The following is a 22,590-nucleotide window of genomic DNA, read 5'->3' as shown; positions in this document are numbered from 1 at the left end:
CCAACTCACCACCCCCACCGGCCACACCTACCACTCCACCGCACCCCCACCACCAGGCACATCGCTGACTCAACGGCCACCTAGCGCCGAGTCTTTGCCTGTATCCAGATCGACCACCCGCTCCAAGGTGAGGAACGAGAAACTCCGACGGCTCCGGCATTACTCAGCCTCAACGGAGCGGACACCGCATTAGAGCACCAGGGACCAACGACGGCTTCGTAGCGACACAAAAAATGGCCCCGCACGCGTTGGATGCGTGCGGGGCCAGTTCAGGACATTCAGGCGCCGGAGAGCCGGCGGATTAGAAGTCCCAGTCGTCATCCTCGGTGTTGACAGCCTTGCCAATGACGTAGGAAGAACCGGACCCGGAGAAGAAGTCGTGGTTCTCGTCAGCGTTCGGTGACAGGGCTGACAGGATGGCCGGGTTAACGTCGGTGACGGAGGCCGGGAACATGGCCTCGTAGCCCAGGTTCATCAGCGCCTTGTTGGCGTTGTAGTGCAGGAACTTCTTGACGTCCTCGGCAAGGCCAACACCGTCGTAAAGATCGTGCGTGTACTGGACTTCGTTTTCGTACAGCTCGAAGAGCAGTTCGAAGGTGTAGTCCTTGATTTCCTGGCGGCGCTCCTCGGAGACCTTTTCCAGGCCCTTCTGGAACTTGTAGCCGATGTAGTAGCCGTGCACAGCCTCATCGCGGATGATCAGGCGGATCAGGTCGGCCGTGTTCGTCAGCTTGGCGCGGGAGGACCAGTACATGGGCAGGTAGAAGCCCGAGTAGAACAGGAAGCTCTCCAGCAGCGTGGAGGCTACCTTGCGCTTCAGGGGATCGTCGCCCTGGTAGTAGTCCATCACGATCTGCGCCTTCTTCTGAAGGTTGGCGTTCTCGGTGGACCAGCGGAAGGCCTCGTCGATCTCCTTGGTGGAGGCCAGCGTGGAGAAGATCGAGGAGTAGCTCTTGGCGTGCACCGATTCCATAAACGCGATGTTCGTGTACACGGCCTCTTCGTGCGGGGTGATCGCGTCGGGGATGAGCGAGACGGCGCCCACGGTGCCCTGGATGGTGTCCAGCAGGGTCAGGCCGGTGAAAACGCGCATGGTGAGCTGCTGCTCCGCCGGGGTCAGGGTGTTCCACGACTGGACGTCGTTGGACAGCGGCACCTTCTCCGGCAGCCAGAAGTTATTGACCAGGCGGTTCCAAACGTCAACGTCCTTATCGTCCTGGATACGGTTCCAGTTGATGGCCTCGACGTGGCTGAGCAGCTTGACCTTTTCGGTCATGTCATCCCCTAAAAGTTTGGGTTGGTACTTACTTAAAGCGTACGACGGCGGGTGGGCGCCCGCCGTCGTACTGGCGATGTTTAGTTGAAGATTAAAGCATGCAGCTGACGCAGCCGTCCACCTCCGTGCCCTCCAGCGCGAGCTGGCGGAGACGGATGTAGTAGATGGTTTTGATGCCCTTGCGCCATGCGTAGATCTGCGCCTTGTTGATATCGCGGGTGGTGGCGGTGTCCTTGAAGAACAGCGTCAGGGACAGGCCCTGGTCCACGTGCTGCGTTGCCGCGGCGTAGGTGTCGATAACCTTCTCGTAGCCCAGCTCGTACGCGTCCTGGTAGTACTCCAGGTTGTCGTTGGTCAGGTACGGAGCCGGGTAGTACACGCGGCCCAGCTTGCCTTCCTTGCGGATCTCGATCTTGGACGCCACCGGGTGGATCGAAGAGGTGGAGTTGTTGATGTAGGAGATGGAGCCCGTGGGCGGGACGGCCTGCAGGTTCTGGTTGTAGATGCCGTGCTCCATGACGGAAGCCTTCAGCTCGCGCCAGTCATCCTGCGTGGGGATGTGGATGCCGTCAAACAGCTCCGCAACCTTGGCCGTCTGCGGTACCCATTCCTGCTCGGTGTACTTGTCGAAGAATTCACCGGACGCGTACTTGGACTTTTCGAAGCCGCCGAACGTCTGGCCGGTCTCGATGGCGAGCAGGTTGGAGGCCCGAACCGCGTGGAACACCACGGAGTAGAAGTAGATGTTGGTGAAGTCCAGGCCCTCTTCGGAGCCGTAGTGCACCCGTTCCCGTGCCAGGTAGCCGTGCAGGTTCATCTGGCCCAGGCCGATGGCGTGGCTCTGGTCGTTGCCGCGGGCAATGGAAGGCACCGAGGTGATGTTGGACATGTCGGACACTGCCGAGAGGGACCGGATGGCCGTCTCGATGGTCAGGCCGAAGTCCGGCGAGTCCATGGCCTTGGCAATGTTCAGCGAGCCCAGGTTGCAGGAGATGTCCTTGCCGGTGGCGTCGTAGGAAAGATCATCGTGGTACGTGGTGGGCTGGGAAACCTGGAGGATCTCCGAGCACAGGTTGGACATGATGATCTTGCCGTCGATCGGGTTTTCCCGGTTCACGGTGTCCTCGAACATGATGTACGGGTAGCCGGATTCGAACTGGATCTCGGCGAGGGTCTGGAAGAACTCGCGCGCCTTGATCTTGGTCTTCTTGATCCGGGAATCGTCCACCATCTCGTAGTACTTCTCGGTGACCGAGACGTCGGAGAACGGCATGCCGTAGACCTTTTCGACGTCGTACGGCGAGAACAGGTACATGTCCTCGTCCTTCTTGGCCAGCTCGAACGTGATGTCCGGGATAACAACACCCAGGGAGAGGGTCTTGATGCGGATTTTCTCGTCCGCGTTCTCCCGCTTGGTGTCCAGGAACCGATAGATGTCCGGGTGGTGGGCGTGCAGGTACACGGCGCCGGCACCCTGGCGGGCACCGAGCTGGTTTGCGTACGAGAAGCTGTCCTCGAGGAGCTTCATCACGGGGATGACGCCGGAGGACTGGTTCTCGATCTGCTTGATGGGCGCGCCGACTTCGCGGATGTTGGTCAGCGCGAAGGCCACGCCGCCGCCGCGCTTGGACAGCTGCAGTGCCGAGTTGATGGAGCGGCCGATCGACTCCATGTTGTCTTCGATGCGGAGCAGGAAGCAGGAGACCAGCTCGCCGCGCTGCTTCTTGCCGGCGTTCAGGAACGTGGGGGTGGCCGGCTGGAAGCGGCCTTCGATGATCTCATCCACCATCTGCAGCGCGAGCTGTTCGTTGCCGCGGGCCAGGTGCAGGGCCACCATGCAGACACGGTCCTCGTAGCGCTCCAGGAAACGCTTGCCGTCAAAGGTCTTCAGCGTGTACGAGGTGTAGAACTTGAAGGCGCCCAGGAAGGTCTCAAAGCGGAACTTCTTTTTGTAGGCGCGGTTATACAGGTCGCGGATGAAGTTCATCGTGTACTGGTCCAGCGTCTCGCGCTCGTAGTACTCGTTCTTCACCAGGTATTCGAGCTTCTCTTCCAGGTCGTGGAAGAACACCGTGTTGTTGTTCACGTGCTGCAGGAAGTACTGGTGCGCAGCTTCCCGGTCAGCCTCGAACTGGATTTCGCCGTTGGGACCGTACAGGTTCAGCATCGCGTTCAGCTCGTGATAGCCAAGGCCCTTGTAGGCGGCGGGCATTCCGGCTTTGTCGACGGCGGCTGCCGGCAGGGAGTCGACTCCCCCGGTGGCTAGCTCTGAGTCTGTGACTGTCGTGTCCAAAACGTCTCCAATCCGTGGTGAACCCTGGCCACATCTTCCGGTGTTCCCATGAGTTCAAATCTGTAAAGTTGGGGCACTTTGCACTTGGCGGCCACGATGTCCGCAGCCAGGCAATAGTTGTCCCCGAAGTTGGTGTTGCCGGCCCCGATGACGCCGCGGATCAGTTCCCTGTTCCGGGGTTCATTGAGGAACCGGATGACCTGCTTGGGCACGGAGCCTTCACCCCCGGTTCCCCCGTAGGTGGGAAGGACCAGGATAAAAGGCCGGGTGGCCAGCAGGGGTGCATCCCTGGCGTACAACGGAAGCCGGGCGAAATCCATGCCCAGCTTCCGGACGAACCGCAGGGTGTTCTCTGATGAAGATGAAAAGCAGATCAGCGGGCTGTCCGTGGTGGTGGCTTCAACCGTCAATGCAGCCACGGGAGGTACCTCGGTTCAGTGCTGGAAAAAGGGAAAATCAGGCTACGGAAGAAACTGCCGATTCGGCGAGTTCCGCGATCTTGTCCGGGCGGAAACCTGACCAGTGGTCCTGGTCCGTGACCACAACGGGCGCCTGCATGTAGCCAAGGGCCTTGAGGCGTTCCAGGGCCTCGGCGTCCTGGGAAATGTCGACGCTCTCGTAGGCAATGCCCTTCTTGTCGAGCGCGCGGTAAGTGGCGTTGCACTGAACGCAGGCCGGCTTCGTGTAAACCGTGACGGTCATGTTCCCAATCCCCTTTGTAAGTCTTCTACCGTTGCTGGAGCCCGGGTCTTTTGACGTCCGTCTCCGATGCCGGCCCGGTTGGCCCGGCTGATGCGCCGGTTGCTTCCTGGGACGTTGTATGCATTTGTCCGGGCTGTTTCTGCTTGGTGCCCGATCCGTAAATTGATACTACATCTAGTGCAGGGCGGCCGCAGCGACCCCTAGATGATGTATTACAAGTATGTCATTCCCTGCACTTTTAATCCACAGGTCCGGCACCCCTAATTGGCCGGGAATCCGCCGATCCGGGCCCTCCTGTCCACACCCTGTGGATGAAGTTCTGCACAATTAACCCCGTGCGTGTCGCGGTTTTGGCGGCGTGTCGCCGAATGCCAAGCCGGCAAAGGAACTGCACGGAAACACCAAAAAGGGGCCCCGAAGTGACCTTCGGAACCCCTCCTGGTGACCAACGGCACTGCCGTCAGGGCAGGGATGTCAGAGCTGCGCCTCCCGGCGGTCCAGCACCACCTGCTGCACATCCAGGTAACCCGACTGGAAGCCGGCCCGGGAGTAGCACAGGTAGAACAGCCACATGCGCTGAAAGACCGGGTCGAAGCCCAGCTCGCCCACTTCCTGTGACCGGGCCATAAACCGTTCCTCCCACAGCCGCAGCGTGGCCGCGTAGTGGTCGCCCATGCCCATCCGCTCCCGGACGCGCAGGGTGGTGTGCTTTTGGGTGACGCTCTCGATGGCCCGCACGGACGGCAGGAAGCCGCCCGGGAAGATGTACTTGTGCACCCAGGTGTAGGCGTTGCGGGTGGCCAGCATCCGGCCGTGCGGCATGGTGATGGCCTGGATGGCCACCTTGCCGCCGGGAGCCAGCACCCGGTCGATGGTCTGGAAGTAGATGGGCCAGTATTCGTAGCCCACCGCCTCGATCATCTCCACGGACACCACGGCGTCAAACTCGCCCTCCACGGCGCGGTAGTCCTGCAGGGCAACCGTCACCTGGTCCGCGTAGCCGGCGGCGGCGATACGGTCCTGCGCCAGCGCCTGCTGCTCGCTGGAAAGGGTCACGCTGTAAACAGTGGCGCCCCGGGCTGCGGCCCGCAGCGCCAGTTCACCCCAGCCCGTGCCGATCTCCAGCAGCCGCGTCCCGGCACCAACGCCAGCCCGGTCCAGCAGCCTGTCGATCTTGGCCTGCTGCGCGGCCGCCAGCCCCTCGAAGCCGACGGTGGCCAGGTGGCCTGCCTCGGCCGGGAACAGCGCCGAGGAGTAGCTCATGGTGGTGTCCAGGAAGTTCGAGAACAGGTCGTTGGACAGGTCGTAGTGCCGCGAGATGTTGCTGCGGGTGTTCTGCTCGGCGTTGCGTTCCTGCCGCGGCGTGCGGGGCAGGTACAGGGTCCGGAGTTTCTGCAGCGGCATGGGGATCAGGGTGTCCACGGAAGCCGCAAAGACTTCCAGGACGCCGGCGAGGTCGCTGGCCTCCCAGTCGCCGGCCATAAAGGATTCGCCCAATCCGATCAGCCCGTTGTCCCCGATGCGGGCCTCGAATGCATCCGGCCGGATCATCGTCAGTACCGGCGCGTCGGCACCGCCGATGCCCAGGATGGTGCCGTCCGGGTAGACAACCCGGATGGGCAGCCGCTTCACGGCACCCTTGAACAGCAACCCGGCGGCCTTGCCCGCCACCAGCGCCTTGGCGCCCGACGGCGGCTGGGCCACTCCCGGCCAGATCTCGGGATCGATGGTGGCGGGCGACGCCGGAACACCGGTTCCGGTCCAGGCGGCGGCACCGGAGGTGGCCGCGTGGGCCCCTGCCGCAGCTGCGGTGGTCCCGTTATCGTCCGTCATTGTCATTGAACTGCCTCCTGTGAGGTGTGGTGTGGCCGGGTGACGACCGGAAGGCGCCTTGCCCAGAGCTTAATGCCCTGTACCCGGATAAGTGCGGATACCAGCAGCGGTGCGGCCGGAACCGCCACCGCCGCTGCGAGGATGTTTTTGATGGTGGCCGGCCTGCGCCGGCCATCCATGGTGGCTACGAACGGACGCTGCCCTTCACGTTCCAGGACGATCGAGACCGCCAGCCGTTCGTCCGGCGCCGGCAGCTTCATGCGGTACTGCCCGTCCACGTCATTGAACGGCGAAACGTAGAAGGCCTTGGGTACCGAGGCCCGCCCTGACGCGTCGGTCCGCAGGAGGTAACAGTGCCGTTCGCCGTAGGTGTTGTGGACCTCGGCGATGACGCAGTCCAGTTCCCCGGTGGAGCGGTAGCACCAGAAGAGGCTGAGCGGGTTGAACACGTGGCCAAAGACCCTGGCGCTGGTCAGCATGCGGATGGCGCCGCCGTCGGGCTCCATCCCGTGGGTGCGCAGGTAGCGTTCCACGTTGGTTCGGATGCTTTCCTCCGGGTCCCCCAGATGGTCCCCGGCATTGAAGACCGCCAGCGGCCGCAGCAGGCGCGGCAGGAGCGGCAGGTTGTCCACGTCCACAAACCAGCTGTAGCTGCGGTAGGTGAACCTGTTTTTCAACGGCGACTCCCGCACATGGGCGATCGAGGTGCGGTAGATGGCCGCCCCGGCACTCATGCAGGCTCACCGGCCGCGAGGAGTTCGCGCTCCCCTTCACCGGAAGGGTCGACGTTGCCCGGGCTGACCCACGTGCGGCCCAGCGATTCGGCGGCGCGGAGGCCGGACAACGCGCCGTCCTCATGGAAGCCCCAGCCCAGGTACGCGCCGGCGTACGCCACCCGGCCATCGCTGAGCGCGGCAATCGCCTGCTGCGCCTTCAGGGACTCCGGGGTGTATTGCGGGTGCTCGTAGACCATGCGTTCCAGGACGGAGTCCGGTGCGATCAGGTCCGACTCCCCCAGGCTGACGATGTAGGGCCGGCTGTCGGCGTGCTCCAGCCGCTGCAAACGGGTCATGTCGTAGCTGACCAGGACGTTGTCCGGGCGGGCATCGCAGGCGGGCAGCCGGTAGTTCCAGGACGCCTTGGCGTTGTCCGCCGCCGGCAGCACGGCCGGGTCGCGATGGAACACGGTGTGGTTGACGGAGTAGGGCATGCCGCCCAGCGCCTCTTTTTCGGCCGGGGTGGCGTCGGCCAGGAAACCCAGCGCCTGCGCGGGGTGGGTGGCGATGACCACGGCGTCAAAGTCATCCAGGCCGGAGTCCGTGGCGATCTCCACACCATCGGCGATGCGCCGGATGGCCGTGATGGGCGTGTTGAGCCGGATGTCAGGGAGCGTCGCGGCAAGCTTCTCCACGTACCGGTGGGAGCCTCCGGTCACTGTGCGCCACTGCGGGGAGCCCTTGACGCCCAACATGCCGTGATGGCCCAGGAACGTGAACAGGTACCGTGCCGGGTAGGACAGGGCCGTGGTGGGATCGCAGGACCATACGGCGCTGACCACCGGGGTCATAAAGTGGGAGATGAAGTAGGGGCTGAATTTTTCCCGGGCCAGGAACTCACCAAGGGTCAACTCGGAAGTGCTGCCGGCACCCACGGCGCTGGCTGGCGCGGTCTTCAGCAGGATCCGGGCCTTGCGGTAGAACGTGGCCACCTCGGCGAGCATTTTAAGGTACTGCACGCGGAAGAGATTGGCCGGGGTGGCAAAAATACCCTTGGCACCGTCGCGGGCACCGGCGTACTCGAGGCCGCAGCCGTCGCAGCGGATGGACATGCTCATTTCGGAATCCTGGGTTTCGACGCCCAGTTCGGCAAACAGCCGCAGCAGCGTGGGATAGGTCCGCTCGTTGTGGACAATGAAGCCTGTGTCGACGCCGAGGAAGGAGCCGTCCGGCTGCGGCATGTCGTGGGTGTGGGCGTGGCCGCCCAGGCGGGAGTCGGCCTCGAAGAGGGTCACGTCGTCGTGCCGGTTCAGGATGTAGGCGGCGGTGAGTCCTGCCACTCCGCTTCCCACCACTGCTACGCGGCGCCTCACGGTCCTGCTCACTGCTGCGTTCGGTGACAACTGCTGCTCCTCTGCTGAACATTGGCCCGCCGGGCCGGTGTTTTCAAAGGGTACTTCGAAGCGGCGGCAGGATCGGATGGGCGCACCACGGACCGGTTTTTGACCGGGCGCAGGCAGAGTAGTGTGGGCAGGTGGTGAATCCGGTACATCTGAAGACCCTCCTGGAAGTCACGCGCCTCGGCTCTTTCGCGGCGGCGGCGGCAACCCTGGGCTATACCGCCTCCGCGGTCTCCCAACAGATGTCCGCGTTGGAACGCGATACCGGCGTGGTTCTCTTCCAGCGGTCGGCGCGGGCCGTGGTCCCTACGGAAGCCGCCGTCGTGATGACCCGCCATGCCGCGAAGGTCCTCACGGACATCGGGGCGCTGATGGCCGCCGCCTCCAAAACCCAGGACACCGCCAGCCAGGAACTGCGGCTGGGCATCTTTCCCAGCCTGGCCACCTATGTCCTCCCCCGGATCCTGAAGAACCCGGCGTGGAAGGACCTGGGCATTGACCTCAAAGTCTCCGTAGCCGAACCCGGGCAAACCATCCAGGGCCTGCGTACCGGCGGGGACCTGGACCTGGCGCTGGTGTTCCAGGTGGGCCAGACCGGGCTGGCGTGGCCCAACACCATCAACCGGCAGTGGATCGGTGACGACGACTTCCGGGTGGTGCTGCCCGCAGGCTGGGGCTTCGGCCCGGACGCCAAGGTGGCTGCAGATCACCTCTCCGAGATGCCGTGGATCATGCACCACCCCGGCACCAGCGATGCCATGGTGATCGAGCGGCTCTTCGCCGGCTGCAACCTGCATCCCCGCGTAGTGGCCCACAGCGACGACTTCCACGCCAGCCTGGAGATGGCTGCAGCGGGACTCGGCGCGGCGCTGGTCCCCGAACTCGCGCTGCGGAACAAGCCGGCAGGCGTGGTGGTGCTGGACGTCCCCGAAATCCGGTTGGCCCGCAACGTTTTCGCGTTGGTCATCAACGACAGCAAAACCGCCCGGGTCCAGCTTTTTGTGGACCTGCTGGCGGAAACCCTCGCCGGAATGCGCACGGCAGTCAATTAGGCCGAATGCTGGAATGCACCGCTGTTCGGGTCTATGTTGAGAATATGAACAGGGTAGCGAGCCAGCATTTCGGCGAAGTCGAGCTCAATCACGGCAGGGACCATAACTTCGCCGCGAAGCACGAACTGCGTGGCCATCCCCTGGAACTTGACCTCAACATCACCGCCCACGACCATTTCGACGAGGCCGCGATGCACAAGGTGGATTACCGGCTACGGTTCCTGCCCGAGCTCGTTGATGAGGTCCGCGACATGATCGCCGAGGAACTCGGCCAGGAGGGCACCAGCCCTCAGGAGTATCTCCGTTTCCACTGCAATGCGCTTAAGGATGAGCACCTGCAAAAGGTCTTCGGCGTGGAGGAACGCAGCCAGCTCACCAACGACGTTTTCCTGAAGGCCCTGAAGCTGGGCCACGTGGCCATCTACCCCGGGCAGCCGGAACGCTACTTCGTGCTTGACTTCACCCTGGGTGAGCACTTTACGGACGAGGTCCTTGTGGCCTCGGCCGATGAGGACGGCGTGGTGGACGACGAAATCCTCTGGGAGTCCTGAGGCTCCCATATTGGAAAGCGACGCCGGCCGGTCACCCTGGTGACCGGCCGGCGTCGTACTTTTATGCTGTCAGCGAAGAATTGCTACTGTGCGTCTGCCAGCAGGCCGTTACGGGAGTGCCGGGGCAGCGCAAGCTTGTCCAGGACTTCGAGCGCGCTTTGGTGCTCGTTGAAGGTGTAGATGTGCAGGCCGGGGGCGCCGGCGTCCAGGGCTGCGTTCGCCAGTTCAATGGTGGCGCTGACACCGATCCGGCGACGCTCGGAGTCGCTGTCCGCGGCAGCGAGCCGCGCCATCAGCTCCGGTGCGGGTTCGACGCCGGCCAGCTCGCCAAGGCGGGTGACGCGGCGCACACTGGTCAGCGGCATCACGCCGGGGATGATCGGGATGGTCACGCCGGCGCGGCGGGCCCGGGTGAGCAGGTCCGCGTACTGCGCGGTGTGGAAGAAGACCTGCGTGATGGCGAAGTCGGCGCCGGAACGCTGCTTGGCCAGCAGTACCTCCACATCGTGGGCTTCACTGGGCGACTCGGGGTGCCGTGTGGGGTAGGCCGCCACACCCACCGCGATCTTGCCGGCGCAAAGCATCGCGGACCGGCGCTGTTCCACGCGGCGGATCAGTTCGATCAGGTCCTGGGCGTAGCGCAGCGAACCGGCGATCGGCGCCCCGCTGTCCTTGGGCAGGTCGCCGCGCAGGGCAAGGATGCCCCGCACGCCGGTGTCCAGGAGCTGGCCGATGATGGCTGCCAGTTCCTGCGGCGTGTTGCCAACGCAGGTCAGGTGCGCCAGCGGCCGCAGGGTGGTTTCAACCACGAGGCGGTTGATCAGTTCGACGGCGGTGTCCCGGTTGGAGCCACTGGCACCGTAGGTGACGGAGACGTAGTCCGGGGACGTGGTCTCCAGCTCACGGATCGTGGTCCAAAGAGTTTCCGCGGCGGCCGGCGACCGGGGCGGGAACAGCTCGTACGAAAGCGCCACCGGGGCGGCGTCGGAGAGGTTCGGATGTGTGTCAATAAGGCTTGGTGGTGACATTTGCGTCCTTGGCTTTGCCATTGGAGGCAGTTCCACGTTTTTTGGGTGGGACCTGCCGGCAATGAATTGAGTTTGGGGATCACGGGAAAACTCCACAGGAACACAGCCGGGACTGTTAAGCCTGTTTTGACGTTGTCCGTGAGCAAATGTCAGGCCCACATGGGGGCACCCACACCCTCCGAACCGGAGGATCGCTGACACGTTACCAGGGTAACTCGGTAATGACTCTATGAGCGTGCGGGGGCGCTTTCAAGTCTGCCGCCAAATTAAGACGCACCTTGACGCCTTGAGTATCCCGGGCCCGGAATTTTCTTCGCCCAGCGGGCGGGGCGGGCCTGTCAGCTTTGCCAGGCCAGCACCCCGAGCGCCAGCGGGACAAGGACCACCAGCGCCACGAAGCAGATGGCACCGATCCTGCCTGCGCGGTTGCCCAGGTTGATGGTGAGTCCGTAACCTGCCCCCTCCCGCCTCGGCACCAGCAGGCGGGCATCTTCGGGGTTGTTGTAGATGATGCCGCTGATCCACAAGCGGTCCGCCGCGGCTTCCTGCACGGTGGGGGCAACACCTGCCCGCGCAGCGGCGCGGGCAGCCCACCTGGCGGCAACAGCGTACGAACCGATGACCACCAGCAGGAACAGCGGGATGGAGAGGAGAGCCGGGGGCGCTGTGGGCCTGTCCGGTCCGGTCCCTCCCTGGGGACCCTGCAGGCCGAGGGTGACGGCAAGGGCCAGGGAAGTTAGTCCCAGCGCGGCGATGGTGCCGCGGGCCATGCCTTCGCGGCGGTGGAGTTCCCAGGCAGTCGCCTCCGGCCGGGGCGGGAAGGCGCGCACTGACACGGCAGCCAGCCCGGCCAGGAAAACCGTCATGCCCGCGGCAAGGAACTGCGTGAAGAACATGTCCGGCAGGCCGGGATAGAGGGACCAGCCGTACGCGAAGAATCCGACGGTGGCCGCGAGCGCGGCGACGAAGGTGAGCCAGACGGGCCCCCGGCCGTGCCTGATGTTCCGTGCAGATGCTGTTGTTGTTTTCCCCATGTACCGAGCCTAGTCCGGTCGCCTGGGCGCGTTCCTGTGGGCCGGGATTACCGCCGGGATTTGCCTCACCAGGGCCTGTCCACCCCAGGCCCGGTGTCCGGCCGGTCGAGGTATTCGTTACGTGCGCCGCTCTCCAGCCGCTCCCGCAGCGCGTCCCGGGACTGCTGTTCCAGCTGCTGCAGCCGGGAGGCGTCCGGTTGTTCCGGTTGTTCCTCCCCTTGGGGTTCCTCCCCTGCATCTTCGCCCCCGTCACCGGCGGCAAGTGCGGCACTGAGCCGGTCGCGGGCTTCGGCCAACCGGCTGCCCTCGCCGGCGTCGTTGTACCCGGACCCGTTGCCGGCGTCGGTGAAACACCCGGCCGGGGACTGTTCGACGGCGGCGAGCGCCTCGGTGAGCAGATGGTGCTTTTGTGCGGAGTCGGCAGCGCCTTCGCTGAGGCGTTCCGTGGCCAGCACCAGGTTGACGCGGACCTTGCATTCATCCGGCCCGGGGTTCAGCTCCAGTGCCGCCTGGAAGTGTTCCCGGGCGGCCGTGAAGTTGCCGGCCAGGACTTCACCGTCCCCGGCAGCAAAGACTGCCTTGTGGGGTTCGATAACGTTACCGGTGAGCAGTCCGCGGGCAGCCGACGACACACCTGCGGAATCCCCGCGGCCGAACGCCCCGGCGGCGGCATCGGCGATCAGGCTGACGCTGACCAGCTTGGCCGCGATGACCAGCACCAGCAGGACAGGAAGCGCGGAAACCAGCAGCAGCCGGCGCCGCTTCCCCGGTCTCCGCACTGAATGCCTCCTCAAGACCTGTCCCGTCATAACCTGCCCCCTCGCCCGCCGGCGGGCAGCCGCGTATCGCGGAGCCGCCGGCCGGCGAGGACCAGTTCCCGCAGGCCCAGCACAAAGGCAGCCAGCGCCAGCAGCCAGGACACCTCCCCGCGGTCCGGGACCTCTCCTCCAGCGCTGTCAGCCACCGTCATGCTGCCGGGGTTGGCTTCCTGCAGCAGCGCATCCGCAGTGTCGCCGGGCGTGCGGTGGACGTACGGCACACCAAGGGTGTCCGCAATCGAGCGGAGCGCGTCCTCGTCGATCCGGGACACCGCGTCGCCGCCGCCCGCCGCCGATCCATCCTGGATATAGGCGGTCCCGGCCGAGCCGGTCCGGCCACCCTCGTACGTGCGCATGCGGCCGCCGTCGGCCGTTCCGTACCCCAGCACCGCTCCCCCATCCACCAGGCCGCTGTCCACCCCGAGCCGACCGGCCGGAGCAGCGCTGGTCTGTTCCCCGTCCCCCAGGTAAAACACAAACCGAAGCCGCTCGGGATGGCTGTCCCGGGCGGCCTGCAGGCGCTGGGCCAGCACCGTTCCTGCTGCGGTGATGCTGCTCCCCCGGGCGTAGTCGGTGATTTCCGGCGCCAGCACCCCGGCGGCCGCAGCCAGTGCGCCGGCATCGGTGGTCAACGGCAACCGCACCACGGCTGCGGCATCGAAGGTGATCAGGGAGAACCTGCCGCCGGCCAGGCCCGTGGCCACCGCGGCGACGTCACGCTGGACGCCGGCCAGGCGGGGTTCACCGCCGAAGTCCTCGGCGGCGAGGCTGCTGGTGGTATCCACCACCAGGAATACGTCGACGTCGGCGGGCGCTGCCTGGGTAGCTGCGCCGCCCACCCCCGGGCGGAGGGCGGCGGCAAAAAGCAGCGCCAGCAGGACCCCGCGAGCGGCCCAGTCCCGCGCCGCTGCCGGTGACGACCGGTTCCGGTGGAGCTGCCACACAATGCCCGCAGTCGCGACGGCCATCAGGGGGGCCAGCAACCACCACGGCAGGATCGGAAGGAGGCTCATCGGTCCACCCGCCAGGCCAGGCCCACCAGCACCAGGCCCGCCAGCAGGGCAAGACCCAACGGCCATGCGGACTCGTCAGTGACCACCCGCTGCGGTGCACCCTGGCGTGCCGCCGCTTCCGTGCGCTGCACCTCGCGGACAATCGACCCCACTGCCGCCGGAGAGTCCACCGGGTAATACGCGCCACCGGTGGACTCGGCCGCCGCCCGCAGGGTGGCACCTTCCTGCCCGGGCTTGTCGCCGTAGTCGAAGTCCGCCGGGTTCAGTGCATGGATCCTGATGCCTTTGTCCCTGGCCAGGGCTGCGGCCTCGGCCAGCGTAAATATAGGGTTGCCGGAGATGAAGTTGTCCGTGGCCAGCACCAGCGACCGCGAGCGGCTGCCATCGTCCGGTCCGGGGAATCCCTGGCTGCACGAAGCCAGGCCGTCACCGATCAGCGACGACCCCGGCGCCACCCCTGTCCCGGCGAAAAAGGCAGCGTCGCCGGGACCGCCCTCGAAGGCGTTGCGGGCCCGCGCCAGCTGCTCCGCCACCAGCTGGTAGTCATCCGTCAGCGGAAAGACCTGGGCTGCGGAGGAGTCAAACATCATCAGGCCGATGCGTTCGCCGTCGAACTCCCGGGCCAGGTCCTGGAACACCCCGACGATGGCGGCATCGGCGCTGGCCATGGAGGCTGACGTATCCAGGCACAGCATAATGTCCCGGCTGTGCTCCGCCGGTGTGGTCACGGTGGCGCTCACCGGCCTCGCGGCAGCAGCCAGGGCCGCCAGCAGCAGCACCGCGGCGGAACCTGCCATGACCGCGAGCAGCCTGCGGTGGCGCCGCAGGGCATCCCGGTACTCGGGCAGGGCGGTCAGCCGGTCCGTATGCGCCACAGCCCGGTGCCGGCAGTCCTTGTCACGGCGGAGGAACCACCAGGCCACTGCAGCGCCTGCCAGGATCCCCACCGGGAGAATCCACCAGTACATCAGCTCCATGCCCGCACCGCTTCCCGGGCCGCTGCTGCGGACGCCGTAACGGACGGCAGCGGTTCAGCGGCGAACTCGCCCGGATAGATCCTGCCGATGGCCTCGGCCACCCCCGGCAATGGCTGCTCCCGGATGTCCGCCAGCGTCATCCGGGTCATGTCCTGACCGGTGGCATCCCGGATGAAGAGGCGCAGCAGGAGGCTGAGCTCCTGGTGTGCGGCGCGTTGCGGCAGCGCCCCGGTTCCGGCCGCTGTCTCCACCTCGTGGATCCGGGCCAGGTAATGCTCCTTCAACCCGGCAGCCGGCAGCACGGCGGCGGGGCTGTCCGGTGCGGTCCGCGCGCGGGGTTGCCGGGTGGCTGCCAGGACGGCAACAATCCACCCCACCGCGAGCGCAGCCAGGAGCAGGCCTGCCCACAACCACAGCGGGCTGTAGCCCAGGGGCGCGTAGAAGCCCTGGTCATCCGCCACGGCGGTGGCTTTCCAGAAGCGAGAAGATGGCGGGGACCACCTCATGGCTGGAGCCCGCGTACCCTTCGGTGATACCGGCCCGGCGCAGCATGGCGCTGCGGGACGCATCCCGCTCCGTCCGGGCCAGCTGATATGCGGCCAGCACCTTGGGCGAGGCTGCCACGGGATGGACGACGGCGGCCCGCCCCACCACATCCCGCAGTGCTGTCCCGCGCCCGGCCGGGTCCGCAGCGGGCGCCGGTGCGGTCAGGTCCGCGTCCCGGATGGTCAGCCACAGGATTTCGTGCTGGGCACGAAGCCGCCGGAGCTGGCGTTCCGTGGTCTCCGCCACGGCGCCCTCGTCCGCCACCACAAACAGCAGCATCCGGCGGCGGAAGGTGCGCTCGACGAACCCGAGTTGCTCCCCGGGGGCACTGGGCGCGCTGTGGCGGCCGACGTCGTCCACTTTCCGGAGGATCCGCTCGAGGTTGGCGTCGCCGGCCTTGACCGGCAGGGCCTGCGTACCGGTGGCATCGCCATGGACAAGCCCCACGGGGTCGCCGTGGTTCAGCGCCAGGGACCCCAGCACCCCCAGCGCCATCACGGCGATGTCCTTCTTGGGTTCGCCGCCCAGGGACTCGGCCGCCATGTTCCTGCCGGTGTCCGCCACCAGCAGCACCTGCTGCTGCCGGACTGCCACATAGCGCCGGATCAGTGGCGAGCCGTGCCGTGCGGAGGCCTTCCAATCGATGTCGCGGACTTCGTCGCCGGGAACGTAGGCCCGCAGGTCGTCGAAGTCCAGGCTGCGGCCCTTGAAGACCGAGCCGTATTCCCCGTCCAGGAGGCCACGGGCTTTCCGGTGGGCGAAGATGAACATCTTCGACTTCACCCGGTGCAGGAGTGCAGTCATGCAGCCCTACGGCGTCTGCACGGCATTGACCACCGCGTCGATCACGGTTTCCACCGGCACCTGCTCGGCGACGGCGTCGAACCCCAGGATCAGGCGGTGCCGGAGGATCCGGTGGGCCAGGGCCTTCACGTCCTCGGGGATCACGTGGTCCCGCCCTTCCAGCAGGGCACGCGCCCGGACGGCCTGGCTGAAGGCGATGCTGGCGCGGGGACTCGCACCGAATTCGATGTACCCGGCGAGGCGGGGATCGATGTACTGGGCGGCATTGCGGGTAACGAAGACCAGGCCCACGATGTAATTGACGATGGCCGGGTCGAGGTAGATCCGCCGGACGGTGTCCTGCACAGCGGCCACGGCGGTCAGGGACGCGGCGGCGGGCGGTGCCTGCTCCTTGCTGTACACGCCGGCGTCGATCCGCCGGATGATTTCCGCCTCTTCCGCCGGTGTGGGATAGTCCAGGACGTCTTTGAGCATAAACCGGTCCATTTGCGCCTCGGGCAGCTGGTAGGTGCCTTCCTGCTCGATGGGGTTCTGCGTGGCCAACACCAGGAAGGGCGCCGGCAGCGGGTAGTCCCGGCCGCCGATGGACGTCTGCCGTTCCTGCATGGCCTCGAGCATGGCGCTTTGGGTCTTGGCGCTGGACCGGTTGATTTCGTCGAGGAGCACAATGTTGGCGTGGACGGGGCCAAGCTGCGTGGAGAACGTCCCGGTGGAAGCGTCGTAGACCTGGGTGCCGACGATGTCGCTGGGGAGCAGGTCGGGGGTGCACTGGATCCGGCGGAAGTCACCGCTGACGGCCTCGGCCACCGTTTGGGCCGCGGTTGTTTTGGCCAGGCCCGGAACGCTTTCCAGGAGCACGTGGCCACCGGTCAGCAGCCCCACCAACAGCGATTCGCGGAGCCGGGACTGGCCCACCACTTTGGTTTCGAAACTCCTGGTGATGTTGGCCGCGACCTGTTGCGCCCTGGCCAGCTCCGCCGGTTCAATCCTTGCGGCGGCACGGGTCTGCTGCACTGGTGGTCCCCCTGGCTGGCTGGTTGATGGGTTTTGGCGGGCGCCTGCACTCCGCCCGCCATCCTATCCAAGCCGGATGGGGTGGAGGCGGCAATGGGGACCACTCCCCATCCGCGCCCGGCAGGTCTATCCTGATGCCATGAGCGAGCTTCCAGCCAGTTACAAGGAGTTTCTCGCCGACAAGAGCGAGATGTTCGTGAACACCGTCAAGCCGGTCCTGCAGCAGTCTGCTGCGGATGGACTGCACGGGGTCCGCGTGGTGTACAACCCCGGCTCAACCGGCCACCAGGCGCACCTCGATGAGACCCTTCCGTTCGGGGTTGTCCTCGAGGACATCGACTAGCCAGCCTGTCCGGCTGCTGTGCCCGACCTTCTGCTGTCAGTTTTCCAGCAGGAGGCGCTGGGCGCGGGGGGCCAGGGTGTGCTCCAGGACCAGCGACGCGGCACCAATGGCCCCGACGTCCTCGCCAACGCCGGTTCCCACCACATCGATGGGGTGGATCAGCCGGGCGGCGCTGCTGGCGTCAAGGAGCGGGGGCAGCAGTTCCAGGTAGCGCTCCGACAGTCCGCTCCAGAACGGGCCACCGAAAACCACCCGTTCAATGTCCAGGGTGTTGGCGACAACAGACACCGCCCGCGCCACCAGCACGGCGGATTTGTCGATGATGGCGGAAGCCTTTTCGTTGCCCTCGGCTGCCAGGCTGCACAGCCGCGAGAACTGCTGCTGGATTTCGGCTCCGCTGGTGCCCGCCAGCGGGCCATCCAGGACGCCGGCGGCCTGGGCCTCCGCGACCAGTACCTGCGGGATGCAGGAGGACTTGACGCAGCCGCGCTGGCCGCAGTCGCAGGGCGGGCCGTCCGGATCCACCATGATGTGGCCGATCTCGCCGGCGTTGCCTGACGTGCCACGGACCACTTCGTCGTTGAGGACGATGCCGCAGCCAATACCGGTGCCCATGTACATAAAGATGAAGCTGCCGGAACCGCTGGGGCCGCCGGCCCAAGTCTCGGCCACGGCGGCGCTGGTCACGTCCTTGTCCACCAGGACCGAGTAGCCCGTCGCTGCGGAGAGGGCGTTGCGCAGTTCCACCCGGTCCCAGCCGGGAAGCAGTGGCGGGTCAACCACCGTGCCGTTATCCAGGTCGATCGGCCCGGGAGTGGCCAGTCCCAGGCCGGCTATCAGGCTCTGGTCCACCCCGGATGCAGCCACAACGGCGGCGATCTCCGCGGCAATGGTGGCGATGACGGCGGCCGGGTCGCTGCCGCCCGGCGTGGCAATGCGGGAATGCTGCACCACCGCCCCTACGAGGTCCAGCACCACCACGGTGGTGACGGCCGGGTCCAGGTGGACCCCCAGGGCGTACATGCCGGCAGGATTGAGGCGCAGGATGGTCCGCGGCTTGCCGGGGCCGCTGCCTTCCTTGCCGGCTTCGATGATGAGGTGCTGGTCCAGGAGCCGGCGGGAAATATTGGAGATGGTCTGCGGGGACAGGCCCACAATCTGGGCCAGCTCCACCCGGCTCATCCCGCCGGAGGACCTGCGGATGGCATCAACGATCACTGTGAGGTTGAAGTCCCCCATTTTGGGCAGGTTGGTTCCGCGCCTCGGTGAGGATGGGCGGATCTCAGTCACTTCTTCCCCTATACCTTTACTGCGTTGCAGTGGTGATTCTTGAATCGTACGTTACGCCCTCCCGCAGGCCATACGTCTGTCCGACGGCGCGGCGCGCGGTAATTCAGCGGTCAGCGCAAGGCCCGCCGCACGGTCCGTGCCACCAGGAATTTTGGGTTCTGCCCCCGGACATCGGTGGCCCCCACCTCGCGTTCGAGTGCCGGCAGGTACGGGAGGTGCCGGTTGTAGACGGTCCAGAGTTCACCGCCCGGTGCCAGGACGCGCGCGGCGGCGCTGATCAGTTTCAGACCGGCCCCGGCATGGATCCCGGCGCCCACGTGGAAGGGCGGGTTCAGCAGGACCAGGTCCGCGCTGCCCGCCGGCAGGGTGCTGAGTGCATCGTCCTGCAGGACACTGATCCGGTCCGCCAGGTTGTTGGCGCGGGCCGTTGCGAGCGCTGAAGCCACGGCGGCCGCTGACTGGTCGCTGGCGGTGACCACTGCCCCCGGGAACCTGCGGGCATACATTGCCGCCAGGATGCCCGTGCCGCAGCCCAGATCCACCGCGTGCGCCGCTGCGGGCATGGTGGGCAGGAAGTCCAGCAGGAACCGGGTGCCGATGTCCAGCTTCGGGCCGGCGAACACGGCACCGTGGGCGGCGACCGCCAGGTCCAGCTCCGCCAGGTGTTCCAGCACGGGGAACTTGGTGGCCGGCGCATCCGACCGCGGCCAGGATGCCAGGATGACCCGGGATTTCTGCCGCGCCAGTTGCGGCTGGACGGTGGTGAAGTACTGTTCCAGCACCCGGTTCATGCCCAGCGACATGTGCTTCACCCGGCCGCCGGCCAGCACCACCGCGTCCCGGTCCGCATGCAGTGCCACGGCCGCGGCGATCTCCTCCAGTTCGGCCAGGGTCTTAGGCAATTGGAGGAGCACCGTCCCCGCACCGGCCAGCAGGTCCGCCCCGAGAGGCACCTGCTCAAACCGGGCACCGGGTCCGGCGTTGAGGCGCAGCGCCCGCTCGCCGGTCACCAGGTCCTGGTGCACCCGCAGGTCCTCCGGTTCCAGCACAGCGCCGGCGCCGAGGGTCAGGGCACCATAGCGGTCTCCGACCACGGCGATCCGGGTGCCGGCGCGTCCTTCGGCAGCCGCGGTCTCGAGCAGGAGCCGGTCGGTGGCGTCCCAGGCATGGAGGTTTGCCGCTTCCACGTCGGGCCGCCGGCGCAGGCCGGCGAAAAGGTCATCAATGATGTGTGCTGGCTGGTCCATGCTGTTTTCGGGTTCTCCCTCGGTGGTCATTGCTGCCGTCCTTGCGCCGGTGCGGCCAGCTGCGGCAGCTTGAGGAGCGTTGCCACTGCCGCCCGGCCCGCCCGGTTCGCGCCGATGGTGGACGACGACGGCCCATACCCCACGAGATGCACGCGCGGCTCGGCTGCCACTTGCGTTCCGGCCATCGCAATTCCGCCGCCGGATCCCCGCAGGTGAAGCGGGGCAAGGTGCTCCAGTTCGGCGCGGAAGCCGGTGGCCCACAAGATGACGTCCACCTTCAGCAGCTCCCCGGTGGCGAGGCGAACGCCGTCGGGCGTTAGGGACGTAAACATGGGCTGCCGGTCCAGGGCTCCCCTGGCGGCTGCGGCACGGAGGGTGGGGGTCCAGAGCAGGCCGGTCACCGACACAACGCTTTGCGGCGGCAGGCCCTGCCGCACCCGCTCTTCCACGAGCGCCACGGCGTCGTGGCCGGCCCGGCCATCGAAGCCGCTGTCCCGCCATACGGGCGGGCGGCGGGTGAACCAACTGGTACTGGTGACCAGCGAGATTTCGGCGAGCAGGCCCACCGCTGAAATCCCGCCGCCCACCACCGCAACGTGGCGGCCCGAAAATTCCTCCGCCGCCACGTAGTCGGCCACGTGCAGTTGGCGGCCACGGAAGCCGGCCTGGCCCGGGTAGATGGGCCAGAACGGCCTTGTCCAGGTGCCAGTGGCGTTGATGACCGCCCGGGCGGACCACACGCCGTCGTCAGTGGTGATCCGCAGCCTGCCGAGGGGGTTGCTGTCTTCCCTGCTGACGGAACGGACTTTGACGGGCCTCCTGATGGCCAGTGCCAGTTCCTCCTCATATCCGCCGAAGTAGCGGCTCAGGAACTCCGAACTCGGTTCCGCGGGATCCACCGGGGGCTTGGCCGCACCCGGCAGGTCGCTGATGCCGTTCACGGTGCCCATCCGAAGGCTTTTCCACCGGTGCCGCCAAGCGCCGCCCGGACCGTCTTCGGCGTCCAGGACCACGTGGTCCAGGCCGCGCCGCAACAGGTGGTACGCGGCCGACAGGCCGGCCTGGCCGGCGCCGATGACCACAACGTCGGCAAGGGCAGGGTTCACTCCCCCATGATAGTCGCGCCCCGACACCGGAAAATTCCCTGCTCCAGGGGCGCTGACAACGGCGGGGACCGGCCTTAGTGTTGGCCCAAGGACGTGCATGACGGTTGCCGAGGGTACTGGCCAGCGGCGGGGAGGCCGTCCGGGAAGGCAGGACCGCCGTGGCCGCAGGGACTGGACATGCTGACCGGCTTGCCGCAGCACTGGGGGTGGTGCTGGGCACGGAAGGCATTCCGCTGCGCCTGCGCGCGTGGGACGGTTCAGAGGCAGGGCCCCTGGGTGCACCGATCCTGGAGTTCCGGTCCCGGCGCGCGCTCCGGCGGATTTTGTGGTCGCCGGGCCAGCTGGGGCTCAGCCGCGCTTACGTGGCCGGCGAAATCGACACCCCGGGCGATATCTTCGCTGCCTTCACGGCGCTGAGCTCGGCAGGAAAGTTCGCCGAACCGGGCCCGTTCCGCCGACCCACGGCAGGGGAACTGCTGGTTTTGGTCCGGGCAGCCGTCCGGCTCGGCGCCCTGGGGCCCAACCCTGCGCCGCCTGCCGAGGAGGCGAAGGTCCGCCGGACGGGGCGGCTGCATACGCGCCGCCGGGACTCCGCGGCCATCTCCCATCACTACGACGTGGGCAACGACTTCTACGAACTGGTCCTGGGCCCGTCCATGGTGTACTCCTGCGCGGTGTGGGAGGGGATTCCGGCGGACGGTGCGGACGGCCACGGGACAGGCAACGGCCTGGTTGAAGGTCTGGACGCCGCCCAGGAAGCCAAGGTGGACCTGGTGTGCCGCAAGCTCGGGCTGCAGCCTGGCATGCGGGTGCTGGACGTGGGCTGCGGCTGGGGCAGCTTCGCCCTGCATGCTGCCAGCCGGTATGGCGCCACGGTGGTGGGTGTCACCCTCTCGGCGGAGCAGGCTAAGCGGGCCCGCGAACGGGCTGCGGATGCGGGCGTGGCGGACGCAGTGGACATCCGGGTCCAGGACTACCGCGATGTCCCGGATGGCCCGTTTGACGCCATCAGCTCAATCGGCATGTCGGAGCATGTCGGGCGGGCCGGGACGCCTCGCTATGCGGCCACGCTGTTCGGTTTGCTCAAGCCCGGCGGGAGGCTGCTGAACCACGCGATTTCCTGGAACGCCGGGGTCACCAGCCCGGACCCGGACTCGTTTATCCCCCGGTATGTCTTTCCTGACGGGGAAATGATCAGCCTCGCGGAGATGGCGGCGGCGCTGGAGACCGCCGGCTTCGAGATCCTGGACGTCGAGGCGCTGCGCAGGCACTACGCGCTGACACTGCGGGCGTGGGTCAACCGGTTGGAGGCCGGCTGGGACCGTGCGGTGGAGCTCGCCGGCCCTGGCCGGGCCAGGATCTGGCGCCTCTACATGGCGTCCAGCGCCCTGGGCTTTGAAAACAATCTGACCGGCGTCAACCAGGTGCTGGTCCGGCGGCCCGGCGGGGCGGAGCCGCCGCTGCGGCGGACGGAGTGGCTCTGAACCGGTCGCTGCCGCTGGCAACAAAAAAGAGAACCACCGGCGACGGTGGTTCCCTTTTTGTTT

The 22,590-nt window shown here is 66.6% G+C and carries 22 protein-coding genes; 4 read left to right on the top strand and 18 right to left on the bottom strand.

The window, feature by feature from the left end; all coding sequences use genetic code 11:
* Positions 1 to 301 precede the first annotated feature (301 nt).
* The 7 genes from nrdF to ASF72_RS07670 form a co-directional block, all read right to left on the bottom strand.
* Entirely contained in the window at positions 302 to 1,276 is a 975-nt protein-coding gene (nrdF, locus tag ASF72_RS07700; protein ID WP_050684335.1) for a class 1b ribonucleoside-diphosphate reductase subunit beta, read from the bottom strand.
* Positions 1,277 to 1,367: 91 nt separating this feature from the next.
* Positions 1,368 to 3,488 carry a class 1b ribonucleoside-diphosphate reductase subunit alpha gene (gene nrdE, locus ASF72_RS07695; protein ID WP_050684336.1) on the bottom strand — a complete coding sequence of 707 codons (2,121 nt, stop codon included), beginning with the start codon at positions 3,486 to 3,488 and terminating at the stop codon, positions 1,368 to 1,370.
* Between the two features lie 50 nt (positions 3,489 to 3,538).
* Positions 3,539 to 3,988, bottom strand: a complete 450-nt coding sequence (gene nrdI, locus ASF72_RS07690) for a class Ib ribonucleoside-diphosphate reductase assembly flavoprotein NrdI (protein WP_050684337.1) — start codon at positions 3,986 to 3,988, stop codon at positions 3,539 to 3,541.
* 37 nt (positions 3,989 to 4,025) lie between these two features.
* Positions 4,026 to 4,271, bottom strand: coding sequence for a glutaredoxin-like protein NrdH (gene nrdH, locus ASF72_RS07685; protein WP_050684338.1), 246 nt, complete (start codon positions 4,269 to 4,271; stop codon positions 4,026 to 4,028).
* Positions 4,272 to 4,745: 474 nt separating this feature from the next.
* Positions 4,746 to 6,110 (bottom strand): class I SAM-dependent methyltransferase, encoded by a 1,365-nt coding sequence (locus ASF72_RS07680; protein WP_082484123.1) that lies wholly within the window; start codon positions 6,108 to 6,110, stop codon positions 4,746 to 4,748.
* Positions 6,107 to 6,838 carry a DUF1365 domain-containing protein gene (locus ASF72_RS07675; RefSeq protein WP_056597840.1) on the bottom strand — a complete coding sequence of 244 codons (732 nt, stop codon included), beginning with the start codon at positions 6,836 to 6,838 and terminating at the stop codon, positions 6,107 to 6,109. Before ASF72_RS07675 ends, ASF72_RS07680 begins: the two co-directional genes overlap by 4 nt.
* Entirely contained in the window at positions 6,835 to 8,223 is a 1,389-nt protein-coding gene (locus tag ASF72_RS07670; protein WP_082484122.1) for an NAD(P)/FAD-dependent oxidoreductase, read from the bottom strand. The genes ASF72_RS07675 and ASF72_RS07670 overlap by 4 nt, the downstream gene beginning before the upstream one ends.
* 131 nt (positions 8,224 to 8,354) lie before the next feature.
* On the opposite strand from ASF72_RS07670, the gene ASF72_RS07665 reads away from it, so the two are divergent.
* Positions 8,355 to 9,272: a LysR family transcriptional regulator gene (locus ASF72_RS07665; protein WP_056597836.1), complete on the top strand. Its 918-nt coding sequence runs from the start codon at positions 8,355 to 8,357 to the stop codon at positions 9,270 to 9,272.
* Positions 9,273 to 9,316: 44 nt separating this feature from the next.
* Complete coding sequence (locus ASF72_RS07660; protein WP_050684342.1) at positions 9,317 to 9,823, top strand: DUF2004 domain-containing protein; 507 nt, start codon at positions 9,317 to 9,319, stop codon at positions 9,821 to 9,823.
* A gap of 83 nt (positions 9,824 to 9,906) precedes the next feature.
* Here the strand turns inward: ASF72_RS07660 and ASF72_RS07655 are convergent, their stop codons facing one another.
* The 8 genes from ASF72_RS07655 to ASF72_RS07620 form a co-directional block, all read right to left on the bottom strand.
* On the bottom strand, positions 9,907 to 10,851 hold the full coding sequence (locus ASF72_RS07655) for a methylenetetrahydrofolate reductase (RefSeq protein WP_056597834.1): 945 nt from the start codon (positions 10,849 to 10,851) through the stop codon (positions 9,907 to 9,909).
* 338 nt (positions 10,852 to 11,189) lie between these two features.
* A complete protein-coding gene (locus tag ASF72_RS07650) occupies positions 11,190 to 11,885 on the bottom strand; it encodes a hypothetical protein (protein ID WP_056597832.1) in 696 nt (231 codons plus the stop codon).
* 65 nt (positions 11,886 to 11,950) lie between these two features.
* Positions 11,951 to 12,664, bottom strand: coding sequence for a hypothetical protein (locus ASF72_RS07645; protein WP_056597830.1), 714 nt, complete (start codon positions 12,662 to 12,664; stop codon positions 11,951 to 11,953).
* 26 nt (positions 12,665 to 12,690) lie between these two features.
* Positions 12,691 to 13,716, bottom strand: a complete 1,026-nt coding sequence (locus ASF72_RS07640) for a VWA domain-containing protein (RefSeq protein WP_056597829.1) — start codon at positions 13,714 to 13,716, stop codon at positions 12,691 to 12,693.
* On the bottom strand, positions 13,713 to 14,693 hold the full coding sequence (locus ASF72_RS07635; protein ID WP_056597827.1) for a vWA domain-containing protein: 981 nt from the start codon (positions 14,691 to 14,693) through the stop codon (positions 13,713 to 13,715). The genes ASF72_RS07640 and ASF72_RS07635 overlap by 4 nt, the downstream gene beginning before the upstream one ends.
* The gene (locus tag ASF72_RS07630) at positions 14,684 to 15,154 is read right to left on the bottom strand and encodes a hypothetical protein (protein WP_157370934.1); all 471 of its coding nucleotides are present in this window, start codon (positions 15,152 to 15,154) and stop codon (positions 14,684 to 14,686) included. Before ASF72_RS07630 ends, ASF72_RS07635 begins: the two co-directional genes overlap by 10 nt.
* On the bottom strand, positions 15,144 to 16,043 hold the full coding sequence (locus ASF72_RS07625; RefSeq protein WP_056597823.1) for a DUF58 domain-containing protein: 900 nt from the start codon (positions 16,041 to 16,043) through the stop codon (positions 15,144 to 15,146). The genes ASF72_RS07630 and ASF72_RS07625 overlap by 11 nt, the downstream gene beginning before the upstream one ends.
* A 6-nt stretch (positions 16,044 to 16,049) precedes the next feature.
* Positions 16,050 to 17,057, bottom strand: coding sequence for an AAA family ATPase (locus tag ASF72_RS07620; protein ID WP_056597821.1), 1,008 nt, complete (start codon positions 17,055 to 17,057; stop codon positions 16,050 to 16,052).
* A 139-nt stretch (positions 17,058 to 17,196) separates the two neighbouring features.
* Between ASF72_RS07620 and ASF72_RS07615 the strand changes: the two genes are divergently transcribed.
* Complete coding sequence (locus ASF72_RS07615; protein WP_231686111.1) at positions 17,197 to 17,400, top strand: hypothetical protein; 204 nt, start codon at positions 17,197 to 17,199, stop codon at positions 17,398 to 17,400.
* Positions 17,401 to 17,436: 36 nt separating this feature from the next.
* Here ASF72_RS07615 and ASF72_RS07610 read toward each other — a convergent pair whose 3' ends face one another.
* From ASF72_RS07610 to ASF72_RS07600, 3 genes are all read right to left on the bottom strand, one after another.
* On the bottom strand, positions 17,437 to 18,639 hold the full coding sequence (locus ASF72_RS07610) for an ROK family protein (protein WP_050687063.1): 1,203 nt from the start codon (positions 18,637 to 18,639) through the stop codon (positions 17,437 to 17,439).
* Between the two features lie 161 nt (positions 18,640 to 18,800).
* Positions 18,801 to 19,937, bottom strand: a complete 1,137-nt coding sequence (locus tag ASF72_RS07605; RefSeq protein ID WP_056597854.1) for a class I SAM-dependent methyltransferase — start codon at positions 19,935 to 19,937, stop codon at positions 18,801 to 18,803.
* Positions 19,938 to 19,963: 26 nt separating this feature from the next.
* Complete coding sequence (locus tag ASF72_RS07600) at positions 19,964 to 21,043, bottom strand: FAD-dependent oxidoreductase (protein ID WP_056597820.1); 1,080 nt, start codon at positions 21,041 to 21,043, stop codon at positions 19,964 to 19,966.
* A 158-nt stretch (positions 21,044 to 21,201) separates the two neighbouring features.
* Here ASF72_RS07600 and ASF72_RS07595 point away from each other — a divergent pair, with 158 nt between their 5' ends.
* Entirely contained in the window at positions 21,202 to 22,527 is a 1,326-nt protein-coding gene (locus ASF72_RS07595) for a class I SAM-dependent methyltransferase (protein ID WP_056597852.1), read from the top strand.
* Positions 22,528 to 22,590 lie beyond the last annotated feature (63 nt).

Source organism: Arthrobacter sp. Leaf141, assembly GCF_001424565.1.
Lineage (GTDB): Bacteria > Actinomycetota > Actinomycetes > Actinomycetales > Micrococcaceae > Arthrobacter.
This window is presented reverse-complemented; position numbering and strand designations above follow the sequence as displayed.

Bases quoted from the DNA above. Each gene is read 5' to 3' on its own strand.
- nrdF (WP_050684335.1), bottom strand. From the start codon at position 1,276: ATGACCGAAAAGGTCAAGCTGCTCAGCCACGTCGAGGCCATCAACTGG.
- nrdE (WP_050684336.1), bottom strand. From the start codon at position 3,488: ATGCCCGCCGCCTACAAGGGCCTTGGCTATCACGAGCTGAACGCGATG.
- nrdH (WP_050684338.1), bottom strand. From the start codon at position 4,271: ATGACCGTCACGGTTTACACGAAGCCGGCCTGCGTTCAGTGCAACGCC.
- ASF72_RS07680 (WP_082484123.1), bottom strand. From the start codon at position 6,110: ATGACAATGACGGACGATAACGGGACCACCGCAGCTGCGGCAGGGGCC.
- ASF72_RS07675 (WP_056597840.1), bottom strand. From the start codon at position 6,838: ATGAGTGCCGGGGCGGCCATCTACCGCACCTCGATCGCCCATGTGCGG.
- ASF72_RS07660 (WP_050684342.1), top strand. From the start codon at position 9,317: ATGAACAGGGTAGCGAGCCAGCATTTCGGCGAAGTCGAGCTCAATCAC.
- ASF72_RS07655 (WP_056597834.1), bottom strand. From the start codon at position 10,851: ATGTCACCACCAAGCCTTATTGACACACATCCGAACCTCTCCGACGCC.
- ASF72_RS07650 (WP_056597832.1), bottom strand. From the start codon at position 11,885: ATGGGGAAAACAACAACAGCATCTGCACGGAACATCAGGCACGGCCGG.
- ASF72_RS07640 (WP_056597829.1), bottom strand. From the start codon at position 13,716: ATGAGCCTCCTTCCGATCCTGCCGTGGTGGTTGCTGGCCCCCCTGATG.
- ASF72_RS07635 (WP_056597827.1), bottom strand. From the start codon at position 14,693: ATGGAGCTGATGTACTGGTGGATTCTCCCGGTGGGGATCCTGGCAGGC.
- ASF72_RS07625 (WP_056597823.1), bottom strand. From the start codon at position 16,043: ATGACTGCACTCCTGCACCGGGTGAAGTCGAAGATGTTCATCTTCGCC.
- ASF72_RS07615 (WP_231686111.1), top strand. From the start codon at position 17,197: ATGAGCGAGCTTCCAGCCAGTTACAAGGAGTTTCTCGCCGACAAGAGC.
- ASF72_RS07610 (WP_050687063.1), bottom strand. From the start codon at position 18,639: ATGGGGGACTTCAACCTCACAGTGATCGTTGATGCCATCCGCAGGTCC.
- ASF72_RS07605 (WP_056597854.1), bottom strand. From the start codon at position 19,937: ATGGACCAGCCAGCACACATCATTGATGACCTTTTCGCCGGCCTGCGC.